The organism is Kitasatospora sp. NPDC036934 (assembly GCF_055608425.1).
The window spans coordinates 20,851-44,377 of sequence record NZ_JBVJQR010000026.1 but is presented as its reverse complement, the minus strand read 5'-3'; the positions used below and the strand labels follow the sequence as shown (position 1 = coordinate 44,377).

The 23,527-nt window shown below is 72.8% G+C and carries 22 protein-coding genes; 13 read left to right on the top strand and 9 right to left on the bottom strand.

The window, feature by feature from the left end; all coding sequences use genetic code 11:
- The first annotated feature begins 26 nt into the window (after positions 1-26).
- On the top strand, positions 27-674 hold the full coding sequence (locus tag ACZ7BZ_RS30610; protein ID WP_470361162.1) for a cation:proton antiporter domain-containing protein: 648 nt from the start codon (positions 27-29) through the stop codon (positions 672-674).
- A 28-nt stretch (positions 675-702) separates the two neighbouring features.
- Here ACZ7BZ_RS30610 and ACZ7BZ_RS30605 read toward each other — a convergent pair whose 3' ends face one another.
- On the bottom strand, positions 703-2,619 hold the full coding sequence (locus ACZ7BZ_RS30605) for a regulator (protein WP_470361161.1): 1,917 nt from the start codon (positions 2,617-2,619) through the stop codon (positions 703-705).
- A 310-nt stretch (positions 2,620-2,929) separates the two neighbouring features.
- On the opposite strand from ACZ7BZ_RS30605, the gene ACZ7BZ_RS30600 reads away from it, so the two are divergent.
- The 7 genes from ACZ7BZ_RS30600 to ACZ7BZ_RS30570 all read left to right on the top strand — a co-directional run bounded on the left by ACZ7BZ_RS30600 (position 2,930) and on the right by ACZ7BZ_RS30570 (position 10,501).
- Positions 2,930-3,691, top strand: a complete 762-nt coding sequence (locus tag ACZ7BZ_RS30600; protein WP_470361160.1) for a 3-hydroxybutyrate dehydrogenase — start codon at positions 2,930-2,932, stop codon at positions 3,689-3,691.
- Positions 3,692-3,878: 187 nt separating this feature from the next.
- Positions 3,879-5,246, top strand: a complete 1,368-nt coding sequence (locus ACZ7BZ_RS30595) for an MFS transporter (protein ID WP_470361159.1) — start codon at positions 3,879-3,881, stop codon at positions 5,244-5,246.
- Positions 5,247-5,313: 67 nt separating this feature from the next.
- Positions 5,314-7,281, top strand: a complete 1,968-nt coding sequence (locus tag ACZ7BZ_RS30590; protein WP_470361158.1) for a helix-turn-helix domain-containing protein — start codon at positions 5,314-5,316, stop codon at positions 7,279-7,281.
- Between the two features lie 122 nt (positions 7,282-7,403).
- Positions 7,404-8,174 (top strand): lipoyl(octanoyl) transferase LipB, encoded by a 771-nt coding sequence (lipB, locus tag ACZ7BZ_RS30585; RefSeq protein ID WP_470361185.1) that lies wholly within the window; start codon positions 7,404-7,406, stop codon positions 8,172-8,174.
- Between the two features lie 132 nt (positions 8,175-8,306).
- On the top strand, positions 8,307-9,260 hold the full coding sequence (lipA, locus tag ACZ7BZ_RS30580) for a lipoyl synthase (protein ID WP_470361157.1): 954 nt from the start codon (positions 8,307-8,309) through the stop codon (positions 9,258-9,260).
- Between the two features lie 244 nt (positions 9,261-9,504).
- The gene (locus ACZ7BZ_RS30575; protein WP_380455789.1) at positions 9,505-9,696 is read left to right on the top strand and encodes a hypothetical protein; all 192 of its coding nucleotides are present in this window, start codon (positions 9,505-9,507) and stop codon (positions 9,694-9,696) included.
- Between the two features lie 115 nt (positions 9,697-9,811).
- The gene (locus tag ACZ7BZ_RS30570) at positions 9,812-10,501 is read left to right on the top strand and encodes a DUF4191 domain-containing protein (protein ID WP_470361156.1); all 690 of its coding nucleotides are present in this window, start codon (positions 9,812-9,814) and stop codon (positions 10,499-10,501) included.
- 149 nt (positions 10,502-10,650) lie between these two features.
- Here the strand turns inward: ACZ7BZ_RS30570 and ACZ7BZ_RS30565 are convergent, their stop codons facing one another.
- Positions 10,651-11,118: an RDD family protein gene (locus tag ACZ7BZ_RS30565; protein ID WP_470361155.1), complete on the bottom strand. Its 468-nt coding sequence runs from the start codon at positions 11,116-11,118 to the stop codon at positions 10,651-10,653.
- Positions 11,119-11,440: 322 nt separating this feature from the next.
- Between ACZ7BZ_RS30565 and glnA the strand changes: the two genes are divergently transcribed.
- Complete coding sequence (gene glnA, locus ACZ7BZ_RS30560) at positions 11,441-12,853, top strand: type I glutamate--ammonia ligase (protein WP_350515858.1); 1,413 nt, start codon at positions 11,441-11,443, stop codon at positions 12,851-12,853.
- A gap of 346 nt (positions 12,854-13,199) precedes the next feature.
- On the opposite strand, the gene ACZ7BZ_RS30555 is transcribed toward glnA, so the two are convergent.
- From ACZ7BZ_RS30555 to ACZ7BZ_RS30535, 5 genes are all read right to left on the bottom strand, one after another.
- Entirely contained in the window at positions 13,200-13,568 is a 369-nt protein-coding gene (locus ACZ7BZ_RS30555; RefSeq protein WP_470361154.1) for a hypothetical protein, read from the bottom strand.
- A complete protein-coding gene (locus ACZ7BZ_RS30550; RefSeq protein WP_470361153.1) occupies positions 13,565-13,756 on the bottom strand; it encodes a hypothetical protein in 192 nt (63 codons plus the stop codon). The genes ACZ7BZ_RS30555 and ACZ7BZ_RS30550 overlap by 4 nt, the downstream gene beginning before the upstream one ends.
- 409 nt (positions 13,757-14,165) lie before the next feature.
- Complete coding sequence (locus tag ACZ7BZ_RS30545) at positions 14,166-16,019, bottom strand: flavin monoamine oxidase family protein (protein WP_470361152.1); 1,854 nt, start codon at positions 16,017-16,019, stop codon at positions 14,166-14,168.
- A 561-nt stretch (positions 16,020-16,580) separates the two neighbouring features.
- Positions 16,581-17,765 carry a PP2C family protein-serine/threonine phosphatase gene (locus ACZ7BZ_RS30540; protein WP_470361151.1) on the bottom strand — a complete coding sequence of 395 codons (1,185 nt, stop codon included), beginning with the start codon at positions 17,763-17,765 and terminating at the stop codon, positions 16,581-16,583.
- A 157-nt stretch (positions 17,766-17,922) separates the two neighbouring features.
- Complete coding sequence (locus ACZ7BZ_RS30535) at positions 17,923-19,140, bottom strand: cytochrome P450 (protein WP_470361150.1); 1,218 nt, start codon at positions 19,138-19,140, stop codon at positions 17,923-17,925.
- A gap of 107 nt (positions 19,141-19,247) precedes the next feature.
- Here ACZ7BZ_RS30535 and ACZ7BZ_RS30530 point away from each other — a divergent pair, with 107 nt between their 5' ends.
- Complete coding sequence (locus ACZ7BZ_RS30530) at positions 19,248-19,604, top strand: arsenate reductase family protein (RefSeq protein ID WP_470361149.1); 357 nt, start codon at positions 19,248-19,250, stop codon at positions 19,602-19,604.
- Between the two features lie 51 nt (positions 19,605-19,655).
- Here ACZ7BZ_RS30530 and ACZ7BZ_RS30525 read toward each other — a convergent pair whose 3' ends face one another.
- On the bottom strand, positions 19,656-20,126 hold the full coding sequence (locus ACZ7BZ_RS30525) for a pyridoxamine 5'-phosphate oxidase family protein (RefSeq protein ID WP_470361148.1): 471 nt from the start codon (positions 20,124-20,126) through the stop codon (positions 19,656-19,658).
- Positions 20,127-20,309: 183 nt separating this feature from the next.
- Here ACZ7BZ_RS30525 and ACZ7BZ_RS30520 point away from each other — a divergent pair, with 183 nt between their 5' ends.
- Together ACZ7BZ_RS30520 and ACZ7BZ_RS30515 are read left to right on the top strand one after the other, a co-directional pair.
- A complete protein-coding gene (locus ACZ7BZ_RS30520) occupies positions 20,310-20,858 on the top strand; it encodes a DUF1697 domain-containing protein (protein WP_470361147.1) in 549 nt (182 codons plus the stop codon).
- Positions 20,859-20,996: 138 nt separating this feature from the next.
- Positions 20,997-21,542 (top strand): FHA domain-containing protein, encoded by a 546-nt coding sequence (locus ACZ7BZ_RS30515; RefSeq protein WP_380455833.1) that lies wholly within the window; start codon positions 20,997-20,999, stop codon positions 21,540-21,542.
- A 37-nt stretch (positions 21,543-21,579) separates the two neighbouring features.
- Here the strand turns inward: ACZ7BZ_RS30515 and ACZ7BZ_RS30510 are convergent, their stop codons facing one another.
- Positions 21,580-22,542, bottom strand: a complete 963-nt coding sequence (locus ACZ7BZ_RS30510; RefSeq protein WP_470361146.1) for a DUF1152 domain-containing protein — start codon at positions 22,540-22,542, stop codon at positions 21,580-21,582.
- A gap of 69 nt (positions 22,543-22,611) precedes the next feature.
- Here ACZ7BZ_RS30510 and ACZ7BZ_RS30505 point away from each other — a divergent pair, with 69 nt between their 5' ends.
- Positions 22,612-23,229 carry a DUF6891 domain-containing protein gene (locus tag ACZ7BZ_RS30505; protein ID WP_470361145.1) on the top strand — a complete coding sequence of 206 codons (618 nt, stop codon included), beginning with the start codon at positions 22,612-22,614 and terminating at the stop codon, positions 23,227-23,229.
- The last annotated feature ends 298 nt before the right edge of the window (positions 23,230-23,527 follow it).

The window sequence follows — 23,527 nt, the reverse complement described above, 5'->3', positions numbered from 1 at the left end:
GTCTGCCGGGGTGACAGACCGACGGCGTGCCAGGACGTCCTCGGCTGGGCGCAACCACCCGGCTGATCGGGCGCACCCTGCACACCTCCGGGCAGTTCGCGATCCGCGCCGTGATCCTGGTGCTGGCCGTGATGGTCGCGGCCGCGCTCTGGCTGGACCCGGACATGCTGCTCGGCGCCTTCACCGCCGGCACCGTCTCCCGGCTGCTGCTCTCCGACATCCGGCGGGCCGAGGAGGAGGTGGTCGAGGCCGAGCTGGAGAGCATCGGCTTCGGCTTCCTGGTGCCGATCTTCTTCGTGGTCAGCGGGATGAACTTCGACCTGGACGCGCTGCTGGACGACCCCGGCACGCTGCTGCTCGTCCCGGTGTTCCTGCTCCTGTTCCTCGCCGTGCGCGGCGTGCCCGCCGCACTGCTCGCCCCGGCCGGGCTCGGCCGGCGGGACCGTACGGCGCTAGGGCTGTACGGGGCGACGGCACTGCCGCCGGTCGTGGTGATCACCACGACCGAGGTGCAGGCCGGGCACCTGCCGTCCTCGACGGCGGCGACCCTGGTGAGCGCCGGGATGCTGTCGGTGCCGGTGTTCCCGCTGGTGGCGCAGCGGGTGCGGGGCGGAGTGCGGCCGCCGACGGCTGCCGGTGCCGAACGGCCGAGGGTCCGGGCCGAGAGCTGGTGAGCTCCCGGCCCTCGCGCACCTGCTGCGGTCAGATCACGCCCGCCTGGCGGGCCGTCTCCTCGAAGGCCCGGGCCACCTGACTGCCCCGGTAGGGGGTGAGGCGGCGGTGGAAGTCCCGGACGTACTCCAGCGAGCGGGCCGAGCGCATCTCCCCCGCCGCCCGCAGCGCGTCGGTGGCCATGGTGCAGGCCTCGTCGAGGTCGCCCATGCCGAGCCGGGCGGTGGCCAGCACCAGCCGGCAGAAGATCCGGCTGCGCGCGTAGGCGGGTGAACGAAGCCGCAGCGACTTCTCGGCGTGTTGCGCGGCGGTGCGCCACTGCTGGAGGTCGCGGTAGCAGTGGGCGAACTCGTCGGAGAGCTGGGCCTCGTCGAAGTACCGCGCCCAGGAGGGCAGTTCGTCACCCGTCCGGGAGGCCGCGAGCGAGCGTTCGGCCCGTACCAGCGCGGTGGTGCAGGACCGGACGTCGCCCAGCAGGCCGTGCCCGCGCGCCTCGGCCGCGTGCATCAGCGACTGGACTACCGGCGGGACGGCGGTGCCGACGCCCTGCTGGGCGACCCTGGCGAGCTGGACGGCCTCCCGGCCGTGCCCCAGGTGGACGGCCTGCTGGCTCATCGTCACCAGGACGTAGCCGCCGAGCGCGCGGTCCCCGGCGGCCTGGGAGAGGCGCAGCGCCTGGACGAAGTAGCGCTGGGCGAGGCCGTGCGCGGCGATGTCGAAGGACGTCCAGCCCGCCAGCCTGGTCAGGTCCGCGACGGCGCCGAACAGGGCGCGGCCGATCTGTTCGCCGTAGCGGCCGCGCAGCATCGGCTCGGCCTCGCTCTCCAGGTAGCGGACCAGCGCCTGCCGGGCGTGGCCGCCGCCGTAGGCATGGTCGAGCGCCCGGAAGAGGTCGCCGACGGCCCGGATGGCGGCGATGTCGCCGCGGCCGACCCGCAGGGTGGGGCGGGCGTCGCGGGCCGGGTCCGGGTACGGCGGCTCCACGGCGGCGGGCGGGCGGCGACTCTGGGTGGGCACCCGGCCGATGGTGGCGGCGGTGCCGGTCGTCCCGGCGGTGCTGCGGGCGCCGGGAGCGCCCGGGGCGCCGGGGGGCTGGGTGCGCGCGGGGCTCACGGCGGGGGCACCGGGCGCGCTGGTGACGCCCTGCGCCGGTGCGGTGGGGGTGACGCCCGGCGGGCCGGTGGCGGCGTCCGGGCGGGTCAGGGTGGAGCCGTCCCGGGCGACCCGCTCGTCGGTGCGGCCGATCAGCCAGTCCCGGCTGGGGACGACCAGGCCGGCCGGGGTGAAGGCGATCCGGCGCAACTCGGACTGCGGGCCGTTGTCCTTGCGCCACATGCTCGCCACGATGTCCACCGCCTCCTGCGGGGTCTCGGCGAACTCCAGGCCCGCGTAGACCGGGGCGCAGGCGTCCAGGCCGAGGTCCTGGGCGGTGAGGCGGCGGCCGAGGCGGCGGGTGAAGACCTCGGCGATCAGCGCCGGGGTGGCGCCGCGGGGCTGCTGGCCGCGCAGCCAGCGGGTGACCGAGGTCTTGTCGTAGCGCAGGTCGAGGCCGTGCTCCAAGCCGAGCTGGTCGACCCGGCGGGCCAGGCCGGCGTGCGAGAAGCCGGCCTCCTCGATCAGGGCGGCGAGCTGGCCGTTCTGCGGGGTCGGGCCGGAGTGGCCGGTGTGGCTGCCGTGGCCGCTGGTGGTCGCGGGGGCGGGTGCGGCGGTGGCGTCGTGCCGGGTGGGTGTGGCCTGCGCGGGCAGCCGCAGTTCGTCGGCGGTCGGGGCGTCGGCGGTCAGGGTGTCCGCGGTCAGCGCGTCGGCGGTCAGGGTGTCCGCGGTCAGCGTGTCGGCGGTCAGGGTGTCGGGGGCGTCCGGAAGGCCCCGGCCGACCGGGCCTCGGCGCTGGCCGAGCGGGTCGAGCGGTCCGTACGCCGGGCTGTCGGTTGCAGGCCGTTGGGGCATGTCAGTCAACACCTCTCGGACGTCGCACCGGGCTCCACCAGCAGTTCGGCTCGCCCGGGGCGGCGCCCCCTGTCGGGAATCGGCGTGAATGTAGCGAGCATTCGGGCGCTATGGGTGGATCTGACCGAGCAATCCTCCGAACGGGTGAAGCATCCGCGCCCATTGTGGGGAAGCGGGGCCAGGATGGGTTTGGCCATACGGGCCCGAACCGTCAACCGGTGCCGGTGGTGGTTGACTCCATGACACACCGGGATGCTGTGTCGGTCTGCCACATGGGAGCCGCGCCGCCGGATTCCTACCGTTCTCTGCCATGGACACCTCTACTGCCCGCCCGCTCGACGGCCGCACGGCCCTGGTCACCGGGGCCGCCTCGGGCATCGGCCGGGCCTGCGCCGAAGCCCTCGCCGGGGCCGGCGCCCGGGTCTACGTCGTCGACCTCGCGGCCGGCCCGGCCCGGGAGCTCGCGGACCGGATCGGCGGGCACGCGATCGTCGCGGACCTCGCCGACGCCGAGGCCGTGGACGCCCTGCCGGCCGACGCCGACATCGTGGTCAACAACGCCGGGCTCCAACACGTCGCGCCCGTGCACGAGTTCCCCGTCGAACGCTTCACCCTCATCCAACGCGTCATGGTCGAGGCGCCGTTCCGCATCCTGCGCCGCACCCTCCCGCACATGTACGAGCGGGAGTGGGGCCGGATCGTCAACATCTCCTCCGTCCACGGCCTGCGCGCCAGCGCCTTCAAGTCCGCGTACGTCACCGCCAAGCACGCCCTGGAGGGCCTCAGCAAGACCGTCGCCCTGGAGGGCGCCCCGTACGGCGTCACCAGCAACTGCCTCAACCCCGGGTACGTCCGAACTCCCCTGATGGAGAAGCAGATCGCCGCCCAGGCGCTGACCCACGACATCCCCGAGGACGAGGTGGTCGAGCGGATCATGCTCGACCGCACCGCCGTCAAGCGCCTCATCGAACCCACCGAGGTCGCCCAACTCGCCCTCTGGCTCTGCTCCCCCGCCGCCTCCTACATCACCGGCGCCAGCCTGCCCATCGACGGCGGCTGGACGGCGCGCTGAGACGGGGCCGCGGGAGAACCCGCATCGACGGCCCGCGCCCCACCCCGGGGGCGCGGGCCGTCGCGCTCTGGTCATGGGACAGCTCGCCATGGACCGCCCGGGGACTATGTGGGTCAGCCACATAGTCCCCGGGGCGTGGGGTTCCTACCTTGTGGCGACATCGTCCCCCGCCTGGAAGTGGTGACCCATGAACGCCCCCGCACGTGGTTCGACGGCGACCAGTTCACTCCCGCGAGTGGTGGCCGCGAGTCTGATCGGCACGACGATCGAGTGGTACGACTACTTCCTCTACGGAACGGCCGCGGCGCTGGTGTTCGGGAAGCTGTTCTTCCCCAACACCGATCCGCTGACCGGGACGCTGCTGTCGTTCCTGACGTACGCGATCGGGTTCGCGGCGCGGCCGATCGGGGCCCTGGTGTTCGGGCACTTCGGGGACCGGGTGGGGCGGAAGAGGCTGCTGGTGGTGAGCCTGCTGCTGATGGGCGGGTCGACGACGGCGATCGGACTGCTGCCGACGTACGACTCGGTCGGGATGGCGGCCCCGGTGCTGCTGACCGCGCTGCGGCTGGTGCAGGGGTTCGCGCTCGGCGGGGAGTGGGGCGGAGCGGTGCTGCTGGTGTCGGAGCACGGGGACCAGCGGCGGCGCGGGTTCTGGGCGTCCTGGCCGCAGGGCGGGGCGCCGGCCGGGAACCTGCTGGCGGCCGGGGTGCTGTCGCTGATGACGGCGGTGCAGTCGGAGAGCGCGTTCCTGGCGTGGGGGTGGCGGGTGCCGTTCCTGCTGTCCGCGGCGCTGGTCGGGGTCGGGATGTGGATCCGGCTGGCGGTGGAGGAGTCGCCGCTGTTCCGGCAGGCGGTACGGAACCGGCCGACCACCGAACCGGCCCCGCTGGTGGGGGTGTTGAGGCAGCACTGGCGGGAGGTGCTGGTGGCCATGGGGGCGCGGATGGCGGAGAACATCTCGTACTACGTGATGACGACCTTCGTCCTCACCTACGCCGTCACCCACGCCCACTTCGACAAGCAGAGCGCGCTGAACGCCGTACTGATCGCCTCGGCGATCCAGTTCGCGCTGATCCCGCTGTTCGGCGCACTGTCCGACCGGGTCGGCCGCAAGCCGGTGTACCTGGTGGGCGCGGCCGGGGTCGGGGTCTGGGCGTTCGTGTTCTTCGGGATGGTGGACACCAGGTCCTTCGCTCAGCTGGTGGTCGCCGTGACCGTCGGCCTGGTGTTCCACAGCGCGATGTACGCGCCGCAGGCGGCCTTCTTCTCCGAGCTGTTCGCGACCCGACTGCGCTACTCGGGGGCTTCGATCGGCGCCCAGTTCGCCTCGGTGGCGGCCGGCGCACCCGCCCCGCTGATCGCGACCGCGCTGCTCAAGGACTACGGCACTGCCACCCCGGTCTCGGTGTACGTGGCGATCGCGGCGGCGGTCACCGTACTGGCGGTGCTGTGCGGGCGGGAAACCAGGGGGCAGGACCTGGCGGAGCTCGAGGAGCGGCCCGCGGAGGAGCCCTCGGCGGACGGTTCCCCGGCCGCAAAGCCCGCTGTCACCTGAGGGTTGAGCCGATAGCATCGCGAGTTCTCGGCACCGACGGAACCGACGCCGATTGGCGGCCCGCACCATGAACCACCCCGACGAGAGCGCCGCGCCCGCGCTGCGCCGGCTGCTCGACCTGCTCGCCTCCGGCGCCGCCACCGAGGACTTCGCCGAGGTGCTGGCCGACGCCCGCCGCCGCGGGGCGCCGGCCGGCGTCCTCGCCGAGATCGACGACGCCACCTGGCAGGCCCTCCGGGTGCACCGGGCGCTGCGCCAACACCGGCGCCGCGAAGCAGAGTTGACGGCCCTGTTCGACACCGCCGGGGATCTCGCCGCCTCCCGCGACCTGGACGCCGTCCTGCAGGCCATCGTCCGCCGGGCCCGGATGCTGCTCGGCACCGACACCGCGTACCTGACCCTGCCGGACATCGCCGCCGGCGACACCTACATGCGGGTCACCGACGGCTCGGTCTCGGCCCTGTTCCAGACCCTGCGGCTCAGCCTCGGCGACGGCCTGGGCGGGCTGGTCGCCCAGACCGCCCGCCCGTACGCCACCCCCGACTACCGCACCGACGAACGCTTCCACCACACCGGCACGATCGACGCCGGGGTGCTGGACGAGGGCCTGGTGGCGATCATCGGCGTGCCGCTGCTGCTCGGCGGGGACGTCATCGGCGTCCTGTTCGCCGCCGACCGCTCGCCGCGCGCCTTCTCCCCCGACGAGGTCGCCCTGCTCTGCACCCTGGCCGCACACGCCGCGATCGCGCTGGACACCGCCAAGTCGCTGGCCGACACCAGGGCCGCGCTCGCCGAGCTGAACGCCGCCAACGAACTGGTCCGGGCGCACTCCGCCGCCGTCCAGCGCGCCGAGCAGGCCCACGACCGGCTCACCGACCTGGTCCTGCGCGGCGCCGAGGTGCCGGACGTCGCCGCCGCCGTCGCCCACCTGCTGGGCGGGGAGACAGCCGTACTGGACGCCGAGGGCGAGCCGCTGGCCGGACGGCCCGCCGCCGAACTCGCCGGGGCGGTGGCCGCCTCCCGCGCCGAGGGCCGGTCCGTACGGCACGGCGACCTGTGGGTGTGCGCCGCGCTGGCAGGGCACGACGCACTCGGCACCCTGGTGCTGCGCGGTCGGCCCGACCTCGACGACGCCGACCGGCGGCTGTTCGAGCGGGCCGGTGTGGTGACGGCGCTGCTCCTGCTACTGCGCCGCTCGGTGGCGGAGACCGAGAACCGGGTCCGCGGCGAGCTGCTCACCGACCTGCTCACCGCCCCCGAGCGCGACCCGGCCGGGCTCACCGCGCGCGGCCGCCGACTCGGGGTCGACCTCGCCCGGCCGCACCTGATGCTGACCGCAGAGCCCGCCGACCGCGACGGCGACGACCGGGGACGGCTGGCCGGCGCGGCCCGGCGCTACCTCTTCGGCTCCCGCGGCGTCAGCGCCGAACACGGCGAGACGGTCGTCCTGCTGGTGCCCGTCGTGCCGGGCAGTACCGACGACCCCGAGGAGACCGCCCGGCGGGCCGCCGAACGACTGGCCCGGCTCGCGGGCTTCGCCGTCACCGTCGGGGCCGGCCGCCCCGCCGCCGGCCCCGCCGCGCTGGCCGCCTCCTACACCGAGGGCCTGCGCTGCGTACGGGCCCTGCGGGTGCTCGGCCGCGCCGGGGATGGCGCCTCGGCCCGCGCCCTCGGCTTCCTCGGGGTGCTGCTCGGCGACGGCCACGACGTGGACGGCTTCGTCGGCGCCACGCTCGGCCCGCTGCTCGAGTACGACGCCCGGCGCGGCACCGAGCTGGTGCGCACCCTGCGCGCCTACTTCGACTGCGGCGGCAGCCTCACCCGGGCCAAGGACGAGCTGCACGTCCACGTGAACACGGTGGTGCAGCGGCTGGACCGGGTCGAGGCGCTGCTCGGACGGGACTGGAACCACCCGGAGCGCTCGCTGGAGCTCCAACTGGCCCTGCGACTCCAACTGCTCGCCGACGACGGGAGCGGGAGCGGAGACAGGGGCCGGGCCGGCGACCGGAGCGGGGGCGGGGGCGGGCCCGACTGACCAGGGGCGCCTACCCGGGACGGCCGAACGGGTGCGACGGGCGTGGGCGTACAGTGGCGAGGTTGGTCTCGAACGCCTGGCAAGGAGCGGCAGCGGTGAGCGAGAACGTGCGTTTCGTTCGAATGGGCATAGGCGAGCAGGTCGTCCCGTACGAGGCGGCGTGGGAGGAGCAGCAGCGACTGCACACACTGCGGGTCGCGGACGAGATCCCCGACACGGTGCTGCTGCTGGAACACCCGCCCGTCTACACCATGGGCAAGCGCACCAACCCCGCCGACCTCCCGCTGGACGGCACCCCGGTGGTCGAGGTCAACCGGGGCGGCGAGATCACCTGGCACGGCCCCGGCCAGCTGGTGGGCTACCCGATCATCAAGCTGCCCGACCCGATCGACGTCATCGCGTACGTCCGCCGCCTGGAGGAGGCGCTGATCCGCGCCGCCGCCGACTTCGGCATCGGCACCACCCGGGTCGAGGGCCGCAGCGGGGTCTGGGTGCTCGGCGAGAACCTCCCCGACGCCGTGGTGGACCCGTCCGAGGTGGTGGACATCGGCAAGCTCACCCTGCGGATGGGCCTGCCGCTGGGCATCGACCCTCGCCTGGCCGGCCCCGAGTACGCGCCGTCCAACGCGGGGCAGCGCGGCGGCGACCGCAAGCTCGCCGCGATCGGTGTACGGGTCGCCCGCGGGGTGACCATGCACGGGTTCGCGCTCAACTGCGACCCGGACATGACGTACTTCGACAAGATCGTGCCGTGCGGCATCCGGGACGCGGGCGTCGCCTCGCTGGCCGGCGAGCTGGGGCGCGACTTCCCGGTCGGCGAGGCGGTGCCGTCGGTCGAGCGGCACCTGCGGGACGTGTTCGCCGAGCTGCCGGAGCCGGCGCTCAGCCGCTGAACCCTCCCGCTCATTGGGAATCTACTGGCCGGTAGCCGTGTTGCCCTGCGATTGCAGGGCGGCAGGCCCGGCATAGGCCGTACAACCACAGGCGTACCCTGGGGGTACCCCGTCTAGTTCTAGGAGTCGCACGTGTCCGCTGTCGCGCCCGACGGCAGGAAGCTGCTCCGCCTGGAGGTCCGCAACAGCGAGACCCCCATCGAGCGGAAGCCCGAGTGGATCAAGACCCGCGCGAAGATGGGCCCGGAGTACAACGCCCTCCAGTCGCTGGTGAAGAAGGAGGGACTGCACACGGTCTGCCAGGAGGCCGGCTGTCCCAACATCTTCGAGTGCTGGGAAGACCGCGAGGCGACCTTCCTCATCGGCGGTGACCAGTGCACCCGCCGTTGCGACTTCTGCCAGATCGACACCGGCAAGCCCGCCGAGTTCGACCGCGACGAGCCGCGCCGGGTCGCCGAGTCCATCGTCACCATGGACCTCAACTACGCCACCATCACCGGCGTCGCCCGCGACGACCTGGAGGACGGCGGCGCCTGGCTGTACGCCGAGACCGTCCGCCAGGTGCACGCGATGACCGCCGAGCGCGTCGCCGGCCGCACCGGCGTCGAGCTGCTCATCCCCGACTTCAACGCCGTCCCCGAGCAGCTGGCCGAGGTCTTCTCCGCCCGCCCCGAGGTGCTCGCGCACAACGTCGAGACGGTCCCGCGGATCTTCAAGCGGATCCGCCCGGCCTTCCGCTACGAGCGCTCCCTGGACGTCATCACCCAGGCCCGCGCGGCCGGGCTGGTCACCAAGTCCAACCTGATCCTGGGCATGGGCGAGACCCGCGAGGAGGTCAGCCAGGCGCTGGCCGACCTGGTCGGGGCCGGCTGCGAGCTGATCACCATCACCCAGTACCTGCGCCCCTCGCTGCGCCACCACCCGGTCGAGCGCTGGGTGAAGCCGCAGGAGTTCGTCGAGCTCCAGGAGGAGGCCGAGGAGCTGGGCTTCGCCGGAGTCATGTCGGGCCCGCTGGTGCGTTCCTCGTACCGGGCCGGGCGACTGTACCGACAGGCGCTGGAGCGGCGCGAGCAGGCCGCGGTCTGACGTCGGTCTCGACGTCGGCCTCGATGTCGACGCAGGCCTCGACGTCGACGTCGGCTTTCGGCCACGCGAACCGCGTGAATCACGTGAACCGTCGGAAGGGCGGGGCTTCGGCTCCGCCCTTCCGACGGTTCACCGTGCTTTGACTGCCTGGTCACGGACTGGTAACACGGGGTGGGGACGATGGACGCCTGGTGGGCGTTCGATTCTTCTCAGCCACGACCAGTCGTGAGAGGAGCTGTTCGGGATGCAGCTGCAGGTGCGGATCCGGTCGGTGGGGGCGGCGCTGCGGTTCGCCGAGAGCGTCCTGCTGGCACCCGGACAGCGGCACGCCCGACGCAACGCCTGGGCGGCGGTGTGCGAGAACCGCGAGCACGCGGCCGACCGGCGGAACGACGCTCCGGCGGGGAGCGCGGGGCGGGCGGGGGACGCTCCGTAGGGCATTGAGGCCCGACGTCGCTGTGCGCGACGGTGCACGGTCCCCGGGTCACGGTTCGGGCGAACGGGTACCCGGGCTTGGATATCCCGTACCCGCGCCACGTACCATGAGCGTTATGGCGAGGGAAACATCCGAGAACCCAGGGCGACTCAAGCAGATCCGCCTGGCGTACACCATGACCAAGAAGGTCGACACCAAGATCGGCCTGATCATCGCCGGCGTCGGCCTGCTGACCTTCGGCGTGTTCCTCGCCATCGGCTTCGCAATCGACCATCCGATCTACCTGGGCATCCTGGGCTTCATCGTGGCCGTGCTGGCCATGGCGATCGTCTTCGGGCGCCGGGCCGAGCGCGCCGCGTTCGGGCAGATGGAGGGCCAGCCGGGCGCTGTCGCTGCGGTGCTGAACAACATCCGGCGCGGCTGGAGCTCCAACTCCACCCCGGTCGCGGTCACCCGTAACCAGGACGCGGTCTACCGCGCCGTGGGCCGGGCCGGCATCGCACTGATCGGCGAGGGCAACCCGAACCGGGTGCGCCAGCTGCTGGCCTCCGAGAAGAAGAAGATGGCCCGGGTGGTCGGCGACGTGCCGGTGCACGACATCGTGGTGGGCACCGGCGAGGGTGAGGTCCCGCTGAAGAAGCTGCAGATCCACCTGATGCGCCTGCCCCGCGCCATCACCGCCGCCCAGGTCACCGAGACCAACGATCGCCTGCGCGCGCTGGGCGACCTGCTCTCCAAGGCGCCGATCCCCAAGGGCCCGATGCCCAAGGGCGCCCGGATGCCCAAGGGCGGCCAGGCCCGCTGACCCTCCCCTCCCCTGACGACAGCACAGAACGGCCCCGCCCCGGAACCTCCGGGGCGGGGCCGTTCGACGTTCCGGCCGCTGTGACTCCGGCCTTCGTCGGGGGGCTCCCGGTCAGGGCCTCCGTCGCGGGGTCCGTCGGGGGCTCCCGGTCAGATCCGGACCTCGACCGTGCCGACCGCCTTGTCGTGCAGACCGCGGGTGTCGCGGTCCCAGACCAGCGGCGGCACCACCAGGCACAGCAGCACGGTGCGCAGCAGCACCTGCGGGATGGTCGCGCGGCGCCCGTCGAGGCGGACCACCCGGAGGCCGAACAGCCGCTTGCCGAGCGTCGTGCCGGTGGTGGCGAGCAGGACGACCGCGACCAGGAAGAAGAGCGGGAGGGTCCACAGGTTGGCCTCGGCCGGGTCCCCCTTGGCGAGCAGGCCGTAGGAGACCAGCGAGACCAGCCAGCCGTCCACGAACAGCGCGCCGATCCGTCGGCCGGGGCCCGCGATCGAACCAGGGCCCTCCTTGGGCAGTCCGAGGCGCTCGCCGCGGTATCCGAAGTCGGCGCCCATCTTCTCGGCGGCCGCCTTGGGGCCGTCGATCCACGATCCCAACGCTTCTCTGGTGTCCACGAATCCACACTAACCGGGCTCACGCCGCGGACCGGCACCGGCTCCCCTCCCGGCGGGGCGCGGTCAGGCTCCGGTCGGGTGTCGGCCGGGTGTCGCTCCGGGGCTCCGCCACGACCGGGTGAATCCCGCTCGCCGGGCTTACCCAATGGTCCAGACCACTTCTCGGACGCCCCCCAGGTCGGCGGGGTGATTTGCCCTGTCCCGTAGGGCTTTGCCGCCCGTCCGGCGGTCGCGGTTAACATCTAGGAAACGAGCGGGTCACCGACTGGAAACGACCCATTCCTAGGGTGAGCCGTCCCAATGCGCACGCCGAGGAGGATGGATGTTCAACAACGCCGCCGAAGTGAAGCAGTTCATCCAGGACAACGACGTCAAGTTCGTCGACGTCCGGTTCTGTGACCTGCCGGGCGTCATGCAGCACTTCTCCGTCCCTGCGGCCACCTTCGATCCGTCCGAGACCCTGATGTTCGACGGCTCGTCGATCCGCGGCTTCCAGGCCATCCACGAGTCCGACATGGCCCTCGTCGCGGACCTCGCCACCGCCCGCCTCGACCCCTTCAGGGCCGAGAAGCACCTCAACATCAACTTCTTCATCCAGGACCCGGTCACCGGCGAGGCCTACAGCCGCGACCCGCGCAACGTCGCCAAGAAGGCCGAGGCCTACCTCGCCTCGTCCGGCATCGCCGACACCGCCTTCTTCGGGCCCGAGGCCGAGTTCTACGTCTTCGACTCGGTGCGGTTCGAGACCAGCGCCAACGCGTCCTTCTACCACATCGACTCGGAGGCCGGCGCCTGGAACAGCGGAGCCGCCGAGGGCGACGTCCGCGGCTACAAGGTCAAGTACAAGGGCGGCTACTTCCCCACCCCTCCGGTCGACCACTTCGCCGACCTGCGCGCCGAGATGTCCCTGGAACTGGCCAAGTCCGGCCTGGAGGTCGAGCGCCAGCACCACGAGGTCGGCACCGCCGGCCAGGCTGAGATCAACTACAAGTTCAACACCCTGCTGCACGCCGCCGACGACCTGATGCTGTTCAAGTACATCATCAAGAACGTCGCCTGGCGGAACGGCAAGACGGCCACCTTCATGCCGAAGCCGATCTTCGGCGACAACGGCTCGGGCATGCACGTCCACCAGTCGCTGTGGACCGAGGGCTCCCCGCTCTTCTACGACGAGCAGGGCTACGCCGGCCTCTCCGACACCGCCCGCTACTACATCGGCGGCCTGCTCCGGCACGCCCCCTCCCTGCTGGCCTTCACCAACCCCTCGGTGAACTCCTACCACCGCCTGGTGCCCGGCTTCGAGGCGCCGGTCAACCTCGTCTACTCGCAGCGCAACCGCTCGGCCGCGATCCGCATCCCGATCACCGGCTCCAACGCCAAGGCCAAGCGCATCGAGTTCCGTGCCCCGGACCCGTCCTCCAACCCGTACCTGGCCTTCTCCGCCATGCTGATGGCCGGCCTCGACGGCATCCGCAACAAGATCGAGCCGCTCGAGCCCGTCGACAAGGACCTCTACGAGCTCGCCCCCGAGGAGCACGCCAACGTCCCCCAGGTGCCCTCCTCCCTCCCCGCCGTCCTGGAGGCCCTCGAGGCCGACCACGAGTACCTCCTCGCCGGCAACGTCTTCACCCCGGACCTGATCGAGACCTGGATCGACTTCAAGCGCACCAACGAGATCGCCCCGATCGCCCTCCGGCCCCACCCGCACGAGTTCGAGCTGTACTACGACCTGTAGGCCCCCCGGCCTGCGGAGACGCTGTTTGGTCTCTCATCGTTTCCGCAGGTCAGGCAAGGCTCTGACCTGCGGAAACGCTAGGCTGCCGACTCACCCCGAACGCTCTGGGCTTCGCGATGCGAAATGGGAGTGCACTGGGTTCGATCTCGGCAGGAGTTCTGTGCAGTGCCTCTGGCGCCTGAGCCAACGAGCCCCGAGTGATGCATCTTGCATCTTGTGGGGCTTTGGGCCCTCATGCCCCCGGATGTGCCCCGGGTCGAAGCGAGAGCAGGCGCGTCCAGCAGGTGCGATGCCGACCATCCCGGCTGCGTCCACACGTTCGCGGGCGGTATCGCCCCTGGACCGGTCATCGCTGCAGCTCCCAGGAGAGCGCCAGCAGGGCTCCGACCGGCAGTGCGAACATGCCGACCAGGATTCGGTTGCGAAGGGTGTAGGGGAGGCCGGCGACCGCCGGATAGGCCAGTAGACAGGCCGCCGCGAGGACGTCGACCACGAAGACGACGCCCGGTGGGTGGAGCGGGTGTGAACTGGCGCGGTTGGCCCAGCCGGTGACGACCTCGAAGCTGGAGAGGAGCACGACGACCGAGGCCAGCACGTTGGGCACGGGCGCCAACGCGGCGTGCGGGGTCATGCCGCCGGGTCTGAGTCGTGCCACGGCGACCAGGAGCCCGACGCTGAAGGCGATCGCCACGACGGGCACGACGACGAAGATCAACGGTTCCTCCAGTGGGACGACGCGACGGCGCTCACCGCCGCGGGCAGCAGGACGGCGAGGAGGAGCAGGGAGACGAGGACCACGGACAGGTCCGCGGGTTCCAGGGTCGAGGGCTGCGAGATGTGTGGCGCGGCGACGGTGGCCGGGGCCGTGACACCGCTGCTGAGCGCGGTGGGGCTCGGTGTCACCGCGGCGGACCCGGTAGGGCGGTCGGCGGGTGTGGTGGTCCGCTCGGCTGCGGCTGGCGCGGGCCCTTCCTGTGGGGCGGACTCGGCGGCCGCCGCGGCGGGGGGAGGAACCGGAACGGGAGCCGGGGCCGGGACGGCGGGCGCGGGGGGTCGCTGGAGCGCGGCGGCGGTCGACTGCTGCGGGGCCGGTGGGACAGGGGGTTGGGCGGTGGGCCGTGGCACTGCCGACGGGGTCTGGTTCGCCGGCGGCACCGCGCTCGGCGAGGCATGCGCGGTGCCCGGTGCGATGGTCGCGGGCGGGGAGGTGGCCGCAGGCGGTGTCGGCTCGGGGCCGGGACAGTCGGGTGACGGAGCCGGTGTCGTGGGCCCGACGCCCGGAACCGGCGCGGCCGTGCGTGAGGTGACAGGGTCAGGCACTGGTGTTGACCTGGAGCGCGGCCTCCACCCCGGAGGCCACGGCACCCGCGATCCAGGCGTGGTAGCGCGGCTGGCAGTGGTCCCCCGCGAAGTAGAGCCGGCCGTCGACGGGCGTGGCGACGTGCGGTCCGAGGCTGGTCAGCTGGCCGGGTGTCTCGACGACCGCCTCGCCCAGTGCCCATCGGTTGCGCAGCCAGGACTGTGACACCGAACGGTCGGTGGCGAACTGCCGGATCCGGTTGCCGTACAGGGCCGCGAGGTGGTCGAGCGCCTCGGTGCGCCGGTCGTCGGGGGCGAGGGCGTCGAAGCGCATCGCGTCCTCCGCCCAGTTGTAGGCGGCGAGCACGACGCCGCCGGGTGCGCCCAGGTCACTGGGGTGGGAGGGGAAGTAGACGAAGCGGCTGGCCTCGTCGCTGACGCAGCCGCCACCGGTGGCCGGCCGGGCGGGCCCGTGGGGCGCGGGGCGGTACGCGTCGCCCGTCCGGCCGCGCCAGTTGTCCTCGTCCCACTCCCACCAGCGCTCGGTGAATTCCAGCAGCACCTTGTGCGCGGTGTCGTGGTGCAGTTCGTTGATCGCCCGCCGCTTCCCGTACGGCAGCAGCGGGTCGAAGTCGACGTGGCGCAGCGCAGCGAACGGTACGGCGAGGACCACGGCGTCGGCCCGGTACTCGTGCACCGGTGCACCGATGGCGCCGGCGCAGGCTTCGTCCTCGGGGCCGGTCTCGGGAGCGGCGAGGACGGTCACGCTGCCGGAGGGGTCGAGCAGGACCTTGGTGACCACGCGGTCCTGTTCGATCGGCAGGCCTCGGGCCAGGGCGGTGGTGAGGGCGTCCGTGCCGTCGGAGAACTCGAAGTAGGTGACGGCCGGGTTGATGTCGACGGCGTCCAGGGCCGAGTGCAGGAACCCGTAGGAGAGGCGGCTGGTGAGGTTCTCCAGGGTGCCGACCGCCTGGATCTGCGGTTCGTCCCAGTGCGCGATGTCCGTCAGGTAGCGACGGAGGGAGTAGCCGTCCAGTTCGTGCAGCAGGCGGGCCGCGCCGTCGACCCGGTCCTCGATGCCCTTGTCCGACCAGGTGCCGTCCGGGTTCCTGGTCTGGGTGTAGGAGCGGGCGGTGGCCAGCGCCTCGTCGAGGGCGGCGGCCGCGGTCTGCCCGCTGTCCCAGCCGAAGGACTTGTTGACGGGCCGTGGGTCGGCGGCGTAGGCGGCCTTGGTGACGGTCTGGCCGTTGACGTGGATCAGCCGTGAGCCGAGGGCGGGTGGCGCGAAGTACGGGGGCCGCGTTCCGGTGCTGAAGGTCTCGCCCGTCCAGGAGGTGTACGTGACCCGGCTGTCGCCGGAGGTGCGGTCGGGTGTCGGGTCGGTGTCGAGGAGGTGGAACGGGCGGCGGGCGACGCCGAGGTGGTCGGCGAGCGCGAGGGTGAGGACGTGGCTGGAAGGGATCCGCATGGCGCCGGCCTCCGCCCGCAGCCTGGAGTCCTGCCAGACCTCGCCCCGGAAGGTCTTCACCCGGCCGCCCACCCGGCTGCGGTTGGCCTCCAGCACGCGCACCCGGTGCCCGGCGGCGCGCAGCAGCCGGGCGCAGACCATCCCGGCCACCCCGGCCCCCACCACCAGGACGTCGCGTTCACGGGCGGCCCGCATCGGGGACTTTCCGGTGAGGAGTCTGAGGTATTCCAGGGTCAGGTCGTTGTGGGCTTCGTCGGTGAGCAGGATCCGGCGGGCCATCGTCAGCGAGTTCGCGTCGCGCACCGGTTCGGCGGCGTGCGAGGTCGCGGAGAGGCCGGAGAGCGAGCCCACGGCCGCGGCGGAGGCCGCAGCGGAGAAGAGGGACCTTCTGGTGATCATGGTCCACAGAGTGGCAGGCACCGGGACCGCCGCTCCATGCGGTCGAGCAGGCCTCACTCGAACGCCTTACAGGCGTGCACGAACGGTAGTTCGCTGGGAGCTGGTTTGCCGATAGGCCGTTCGGATGCACGCGTGTCACGGCCCCCCTGCCAACCACCGGGAGCCACTGGGCAACGGTTCCGGCGGGGCGAGCGACGGACGTGTCCAGCGATTGGCTCCGTCCCGTAATCGGTGGTGACGCTGCGTGGTGGTCACTGGAGGAGGATGCGTTGGCGGAGCAGGGGGAACCCGGCACGGCCGTGCATCTGCCTCATGATCCGCTTGGTTCGCGTGTTGACGCCCTCGGTGCGGCCGTTGCTGTAAGGGCGGCTGAGTCCGGCGTCGACGGCGGCGCGGGCCCGATCACGACCACACGGTCGCGCACCCGGCCTCACGGGCCGATTCCGAGGCCGTATTCGACGGTGAGTTCGGGGGCGGTGATGGCCGGATGGGACGACAGGGAGGGGTTCCGGCGGGCGGATCAGCGGGTGGTGGCGGGGTTCTACCGGGAGTTGCGGCCGGTCAGTGCGGAGTACGACCCGGAGCCGCTGGCGGTGGCGGGGTTGGGCCCGCGGGAGCGGGCGGTGCCGTTCGCGAGCCCGTGGGAGCGGGGCGGGCCCGTCCAGGGGTGAGGGCGAGGACGGCGAGGTCGTCGGCGAGCAGGCCGGCGTACTGGTGGACGTCCTGGGCGAGGAAGGAGACCACCTGGTCGGGCGCCGTGCTGCCCAGGGCGGCGAGGCGCGGGGCGAGCGGGTAGAAGGAACCGGTGGCGTCGCGGGCCTCGCTGACGCCGTCGGTGTAGAGCAGGACGGTGTGGCCCGGGGGCAGGGCGACGGTGGCCGGCTTGGCGGGCTCGTCCTCGGGTCCGAGGTGGCCGAGGCCGAGCGGGAGTTCGTCGGCGCAGGTCAGCGGGGCGATGGTGCCCGGGCCGAGCAGCAGCGGGGTGGTGTGGCCGCGGTTGACGATCTCCACGCAGTCGGTGCCCGGGCGGTACTGGAGCAGGACGGCGGTGACGAACAGCTCGTCGTCGCCGCGGTCGGCGGCGTCGCGGAGCACCGCGCGGTCCAGCTGGTCGGCGAGTTCGACCAGGCCCGGGGTGTCGTGGGCGGCCGCCCGGAAGGCGCCGAGCACGTCGGCGACGGTGCGGACGGCGCCCAGGCCCTTGCCACGGACGTCGCCGAGCAGCACCCGGACGCCGAAGGCGGTGTCGCACACTTCGTAGAGGTCACCGCCGACCAGGACGTCGGCCTGGGCCGGACGGTAGAGCCCGGCCACCCGCAGGCCGCCGACCCGCTCGGGCACCGGCCGCAGCACGGTGCGCTGCAGGGTCTCGGCGACCGTACGGGCCTGCAGCAGGTTGCGGTTCTGCCGGGTGCGCTGCCAGGACAGGGCGGTCCCCATCGCCCCGGAGAGCGCGGTGGCGATGTAGACCCAGACGTGGTGCTGCTCGTTGATGTGGCCGGCCCGCAGGGCCAGCAGCAGTTGGAGGCCCAGCGCGCCGACGGTGGTGCCGGCGGTCAGCGCCGGTCCGTAGCTGAACGCGGCCACCACGGGCAGGGCGGTGAGCAGGAAGCCGGCGGCGACCGCGTCCGGGACGACGGCCTCCGCGATCAGGTCCAGGACCAGCAGGATCACCGGCAGCCAGGGCACCCAGCGCGGCGGCCGCTGCTGCGCGACCGCGAGCTGCGGCGGGCGGGGTGCTGACACGGCGGGGACCTCCTGGCTGACCAGCCATAGGGATTCGCGTGGAATGACCGGATTCGTCCCTCCATGCTCCCCCACGGACGGCCCAGCCACGAACGGCCGAACGTCCCGGTTTCCGCCGGCGGACCGGACCGGACCGGGCGGGCTCACCGGCGCACGGTCACCGGACCGTCACCGGCAACGTCTCGTAGCCGCGCAGCACCAGTCGGTCACGCCGGGTCGGGACGCCGCCCGGGGCGAGCCGGGGGAAGCGGTCCAGCAGGGCGGGCACCGCGACCTCGCCCTCCAGCCGCGCCAGCTGGGAGCCCAGGCAGAAGTGGGTGCCGCCGCCGAAGCTGAGCGGCTGGCTGTCGGTGCGGCTCGGGTCGAACACGGCGGGGCGGTCGTACCGGGCCGGATCGTGGTTGGCCGCGCCGATCAGCAGGGTCAGCCCGCTGTCGGCCGGGACCGGCAGGCCCTCGACCGACAGGCCCTCCTCCAGCGCCAGCCGCGCCGTCGCCTGGACCGGGGAGTCGAAGCGCAGCACCTCGTCGGTGAACCCGGCCGGGGTGACGGCGCCGCTGCGCAGCCCGGCAGCCACCCCGGGGTGGCGGAACAGCAGGGCGAGACCGTTGCCGAGCAGGTTCGTGGTGGTCTCGAAGCCGGCCACCAGCAGCAGCACCAGGTTGGCCAGCAGCTCGGCGCCGGAGAGCCGCTCGCCGTCCGCGGCGGCGATCCGGGCGAGGTCACTGACCAGGTCGTCCTGCGGGCGGGCCAGCCGCTCGGCGATCAGCGCGGTGAAGTACCCGGACAGCTCGTCGGCGGCACGGTCGGCGCCGGCCAGCTCGTCGAGGTCCTGGACGATCTCCAGGGCGACGGTCAGGTCGGAGGCGAGGTCGCGGAAGCGGTAGCGGTCCCGTTCGGGGACGCCGAGCAGTTCGCAGATCACCCCGACCGGCAGCCGGAAGGCGAAGGCGTCCATGAAGTCCACCGGGGAGCCGTCGGCGCCCTGCTCGGCCATCTCGTCCAGCAGCCGGCCGACCGCCGCCTCCACCGCCGGGCGCAGCGCGGCGACCCGGCGGGCCGTGAACACCGAGGCGATCAGCGAGCGGACCCGGGGCTGGTCGGGAGCGTTGCGCTGGAGGATCGAGCGGCCGAACAGGGCGAGCGAGGAGTGTTCGGCGAACTCCGGGGCGAGGCCGGCCATCATGTCGGCGGTCGCCACGCCGAACGCGGGCGTGCGCAGCACCTTGTTGACCGCCGCGTATCCGCTCACCACGAACATCCCGTCCCCCGCCGGGGCCACCGGGCCGAGCTCGTGCGCCCGGGCGTAGAGCGGGTACGGGTCGGTCCTGCCCTCCGTCGTCATCAGCCGCTCGATGATCGCCGCGCCGTCCATGCGGTGCTCCCCTCCGACGTCCCGGTTGCTGGTTCGTGAACCGCGGTCGGACTCGGCGGAGTTCCCGGCGACCCGGGAGCGGGCCGGGCCCCGATAGGCTGGCGGACATGGAGATCTGGATCAACCCGCGCTGCGGCAAGTGTCGGACGGCCCTCACCGAGCTGAACGCCGCAGGGCTCGAGTACACCGTGCGCCGCTACCTGGAGGACCCGCCGACCGCCGCCGAGCTGGAGCAGGTGCTGGAGCGCCTGGGCCTGGAACCGTGGGACATCACCCGCACCGACGAGCCGGTCGCGAAGGACCTGGGGATGAAGGAGTGGCCCCGGGAGGCGGGCGAGCGGGAGCGCTGGATCGCGGCGATGGCCGAGCACCCGGTGCTGATCCAGCGCCCGATCATCACCGCGGACGACGGGCACGCCATCGTGGCCCGGACGCCCGAGGCGCTCAAGTCCGTCCTGCCGTAGGACGTGACCGGGCCGTAGGACGTGACCGGGCCGTAGGACGTGACCGGCCGGTCAGTGGAGCTTGGTCCGCTCCACCGGTCGGCCCGGGTACCAGTTGAGCACCCACAGGGCGTCGCCCTCCAGGGAGGTGTGCACCACCTGCTGGAGATCCAGCCGGAACAGGTGGAACGGGGTGGGCGGCGGCTCGGGCAGGTCGGCCGCGAAGGCGGCGAGCTCGGTCTCGTCGGTGACCTCCACCGCGCGGCCGGAGAGTTTGGAGTCCCCGCCCGCCATGGTCTCGTCGCCCGGGTGGGCGTGCAGCGCGAAGCGGGCGTCCCGCTGGAGGTCGCGCGCCTTGACCGCGCCGTACATCGAGCCGAGCCAGGCGTCGGCGCCGACGAAGTCGATCTCCGTGCCGCTGACCCGGGGTGAACCGTCCTTGCGCAGCGTCGCCAGGACGTGATGCTTGCCGGCCTCGAACCGGGCGCGTACCAGGGCCGCGAGTTCGGGTGCCTCCTGCTCGAAATCCTGCCAGGTGACCATGGCGCCAGTCTGGCACCCGGCACCGACGGCCGCCGGGTACGGGCGGTGCCGGGCGGGCGGCGATGGGCGGGCGGCGATGGGCGGGCAGGCGGTGCCGGGCGGGCGGGCCGCGGTGAGCGGGCGGTGCCGGGCGGGCGCCGTCGGTGAGCGGGCGTTGTCGGTGGCCGGTGCCACACTGTCCGGGTGACCACCACGACCACGTACATCGCCTTCCTCCGGGCCATCAACGTCGGGGGCCGGACGGTGAAGATGGAGCGGCTGCGGGCGCTCTTCACCGAGTTGGGGCTGCGGGACGTCCGCTCGTACATCCAGAGCGGGAACGTCTTCTTCGGCACCGACGAGCGGGACCGCGCCGCACTGACCGCGCAGATCGCGGAGCACCTGGAGCAGGCGCTCGGCTACCCGGTGCCGGTGCTGCTGCGGACGGTCGACGAGGTGGCCGCGCTGCTCGCCGCCGAGCCGTTCCGGGGCGTCGAGGTGACACCGGACGTCCGGCTGGTGGTCGCCTTCCTCTCCGAGCCGCTGCCAGCCGAACTCGCGCTCCCGCACCGCTCCGCGAAGGGCGACGTCGAGGTGCTCGGCGCCGATCCGGGGGCCGCGTACATCGTGGTCCACCTGCGGGACGGCAAATGGGTCACCAGGGAGATGTTCGGCAAGCAGTACCGGGGGGCGGTGACGTCCCGGTTCCTGCACACCACGGAGAAGATCCTGGCGGCCGCCCGGAAGGGCTGAACGCCCTGCCCACGGGCTGGAACCGCTCGGGTGGAGCGGGCGTCTGTCGCTCAGTGAGGCACGAAGCGATGGACGAACCACCCGCCGGGACACCGCGCGATCTGGACAGTCGGAGCCGCTCGATCCGACAATCGGGCCATGACGCAGCCTGAGCTCCCCACCGGTGCCGTCCGGCCCTCCGACGCCGAACGGGACCAGGCGCTCGGGGTGCTCCGGGACGGCGCGGGCAGCGGCCGGCTGTCGCACGACACCTTCCTCGGCCGGATGGACATCGTCCTGCAGGCCACCAGCCGCGGCGAGTTGGACGCGGCGGTGGCCGGGCTGCCCACCGGCGGGCCGGTCGAGCGCTTGGTCCTGCGGACGGTCGGCCGGGTTTCCGCCTTCGGTGGCCGGCTGAACCGGGCCTGGCGCACCGAGCGGCTTCCCGGGCTGAGCCTGCCGCAGGCCGGGGCCGGGCTGTTGACGATCGGACGGATCCCCGGCTCGGGGCTGCGGCTGCACGACGCCTCGGTCTCCCGGCACCACGCCGAGCTGCGGCACGAGGGCGGCGGCTGGGTGCTGTACGACCTCGGGTCGACCAACGGCACCCATGTGAACGGGCGGCGGATCGCGGGCGGGATCCGGGTGCGGCCGGGCGACCAGGTGCGGTTCGGCAACCTGGAGTTCCGGCTCGCCCCGCACTGAGCGGCCCCGGGGCTTGCTCGGGCGATCCCGCCCCCGGTCAGTGCGGGAACTGTCGGGGCGGGCGCTGTCGCGGCAGTTCGTCCCGGAACTCCTCGATCAGGGTGCTGATCTGGCGGGTCACCACGGTGTGCTCCAACCGGTCCAGGTAGCGGTTCTCGGCGGCCAGCGCCTCGACCGTGACCCCGAAGTAGAGCGTCATCAACGGATTGACGAAGAGCTTCTCGCCCTTGGTCCGCTCGGTGAACCGCACGTCCCCGAACTCGCCGCGCAGTGCCGCCGCCACCGAGCCGTTGACGATGCTGGGGTGCTCGGGGAAAGCGGCCCGGGCGTGCTCGACCGCGTCCAGGTAGAGCGCGCCCTCCCGGCTGCCGCGCGGGATGGAGAAGGCACCGAGGTAGCCGCCGGCCCGGTCGAGCGCAGCGAGGTTCTCCAGCACCAGGGCGTGGTTGACGCCGTGGTGGGCGTCGATGCCGAAGCCCAGGCAGGCGACCAGCCGTTCGGGCACCTCCGTCAGGCCCGCCACCGCGGCCAGACTCGCCATGTCCTCCTCGGGGGTGCCGAGTCCGGCCTCGTCGCCGCGCATCAGGATGTCGGTGCCGCCGTCCACCAGCAGGACCGCGTCCACGCCCAGGTGGGCGACGAGTCTGCGGTAGGCCTCGCGCAGCAGCCGGACGCCGACCGTCGGGAAGGCCCACACGGTGTCGGGCATTCCGTGCAGACGCAGCCAGCGGGCCAGGGTGCGTTCCGGGAAGTAGCCCTCGGGGGCGGGGGTGTCGGGCCCGATCCGGGCCAGGTCGGGCTCGTGCCAGACCTCTCCGGGCAGGCCGTAGAGGTGGGTGAAGGAGAGGTTGGCCAGGTGCACCTCCTTGCCCGCGGCGCGCAGGGCGAGGGCGATCGGCAGCCCGGCGTACACGTCGAAGCCGCCGCCGGCTCCGGCGATCAGGATGCGCTCGGCGGCCAACAGCCGGGTGATCAGCGGGGGTTGCAGCAGAGAGGTCATCGGCGGACGGTAGCGCACCGGCGCGGACCGCGGACCGGAATTGTCAGTGGTGGGTGCGAGGATCCCGGCATGACCCAGGAGACGGCGCTCACCCCCGACGTGCTGCTCGAAGCCCGCGAGCGGGCTCGCGAGTTGATCCGGTGCGGCTTCCAGGAGCCGGACGAGATAGCCGAGTCCCTGGTCGAGGTCCTCGATGACCAGGGGCTGCCTCAGGAGGAGGCGGAGCGGATCGTCGCTCCGCTGTGGAGCGAGCGGCTGGCCGAGCAGGCCGGGTGGCCGGAGTTCACGGACGTGGACCGGCTGGGGCAGGCCTTCGACCTGCTGGAGGATCAGGGCATCGTCGCGGCGATGGACTTCACCTGCTGCGCCGGTTGCGGCTACGCGGAGATCGGCGGCGAAGCCGACGAGGACTCGGTGGGCTTCGTCTTCTTCCACCAGCAGGACACCGAGGCGGCCGCGGCCGGGCACGGACTGATGCTGCGCTACGGCGCGTTCCGCACCGGGGAGGAGTCGGACGAGGAACTGGACGAGGAGTCGGCGGCAGCGGCGGGGCGGCGGACGGTGGAGGTCGGCCGGGCCGTGGCGGCGGCGCTGGAGGCGGTCAGCCTTCCGGTGGAATGGGACGGATCGCCGCAGAAGGCGATCCGGGTCGCTCCGCTGGAGTGGCTCAACCGGCTGCCGGAGTAGGGCCGGTACGGGCTTCGGCGCCCTGCCCGTCCTGGCGTCCTCGCGTCCGCCGTCCCGCCGTTCCCGCCGTTCCCGCCGTTCCCGCCGTTCCCGCCGGTACGCCCGGGATCGCTGCGCGACTGCGGGGTGCGCGACTGCGGGGTGCGGGGGCGCCGGCGTTCTTGTCGGTGAGGTGGCCGACGGTCATGTCCAACGGGTGCTCCCCGCCGAAGGCTGCGACGGCAACCGAGGTGCGATCGGGCATATGTCACCGACACATGCCACGCGCGTAGATCAACGGCCCGAAAAAGGACCCGGC

What these genes read in the sequence shown, in the direction of transcription:
- ACZ7BZ_RS30605 (WP_470361161.1), bottom strand. Translation starts at nt 2,619, where the DNA reads ATGCCCCAACGGCCTGCAACCGACAGCCCGGCGTACGGACCGCTCGAC.
- ACZ7BZ_RS30600 (WP_470361160.1), top strand. Translation starts at nt 2,930, where the DNA reads ATGGACACCTCTACTGCCCGCCCGCTCGACGGCCGCACGGCCCTGGTC.
- ACZ7BZ_RS30595 (WP_470361159.1), top strand. Translation starts at nt 3,879, where the DNA reads ATGAACGCCCCCGCACGTGGTTCGACGGCGACCAGTTCACTCCCGCGA.
- ACZ7BZ_RS30590 (WP_470361158.1), top strand. Translation starts at nt 5,314, where the DNA reads ATGAACCACCCCGACGAGAGCGCCGCGCCCGCGCTGCGCCGGCTGCTC.
- lipB (WP_470361185.1), top strand. Translation starts at nt 7,404, where the DNA reads ATGGGCATAGGCGAGCAGGTCGTCCCGTACGAGGCGGCGTGGGAGGAG.
- ACZ7BZ_RS30575 (WP_380455789.1), top strand. Translation starts at nt 9,505, where the DNA reads ATGCAGCTGCAGGTGCGGATCCGGTCGGTGGGGGCGGCGCTGCGGTTC.
- ACZ7BZ_RS30570 (WP_470361156.1), top strand. Translation starts at nt 9,812, where the DNA reads ATGGCGAGGGAAACATCCGAGAACCCAGGGCGACTCAAGCAGATCCGC.
- glnA (WP_350515858.1), top strand. Translation starts at nt 11,441, where the DNA reads ATGTTCAACAACGCCGCCGAAGTGAAGCAGTTCATCCAGGACAACGAC.
- ACZ7BZ_RS30545 (WP_470361152.1), bottom strand. Translation starts at nt 16,019, where the DNA reads ATGATCACCAGAAGGTCCCTCTTCTCCGCTGCGGCCTCCGCCGCGGCC.
- ACZ7BZ_RS30535 (WP_470361150.1), bottom strand. Translation starts at nt 19,140, where the DNA reads ATGGACGGCGCGGCGATCATCGAGCGGCTGATGACGACGGAGGGCAGG.
- ACZ7BZ_RS30530 (WP_470361149.1), top strand. Translation starts at nt 19,248, where the DNA reads ATGGAGATCTGGATCAACCCGCGCTGCGGCAAGTGTCGGACGGCCCTC.
- ACZ7BZ_RS30525 (WP_470361148.1), bottom strand. Translation starts at nt 20,126, where the DNA reads ATGGTCACCTGGCAGGATTTCGAGCAGGAGGCACCCGAACTCGCGGCC.
- ACZ7BZ_RS30515 (WP_380455833.1), top strand. Translation starts at nt 20,997, where the DNA reads ATGACGCAGCCTGAGCTCCCCACCGGTGCCGTCCGGCCCTCCGACGCC.
- ACZ7BZ_RS30510 (WP_470361146.1), bottom strand. Translation starts at nt 22,542, where the DNA reads ATGACCTCTCTGCTGCAACCCCCGCTGATCACCCGGCTGTTGGCCGCC.
- ACZ7BZ_RS30505 (WP_470361145.1), top strand. Translation starts at nt 22,612, where the DNA reads ATGACCCAGGAGACGGCGCTCACCCCCGACGTGCTGCTCGAAGCCCGC.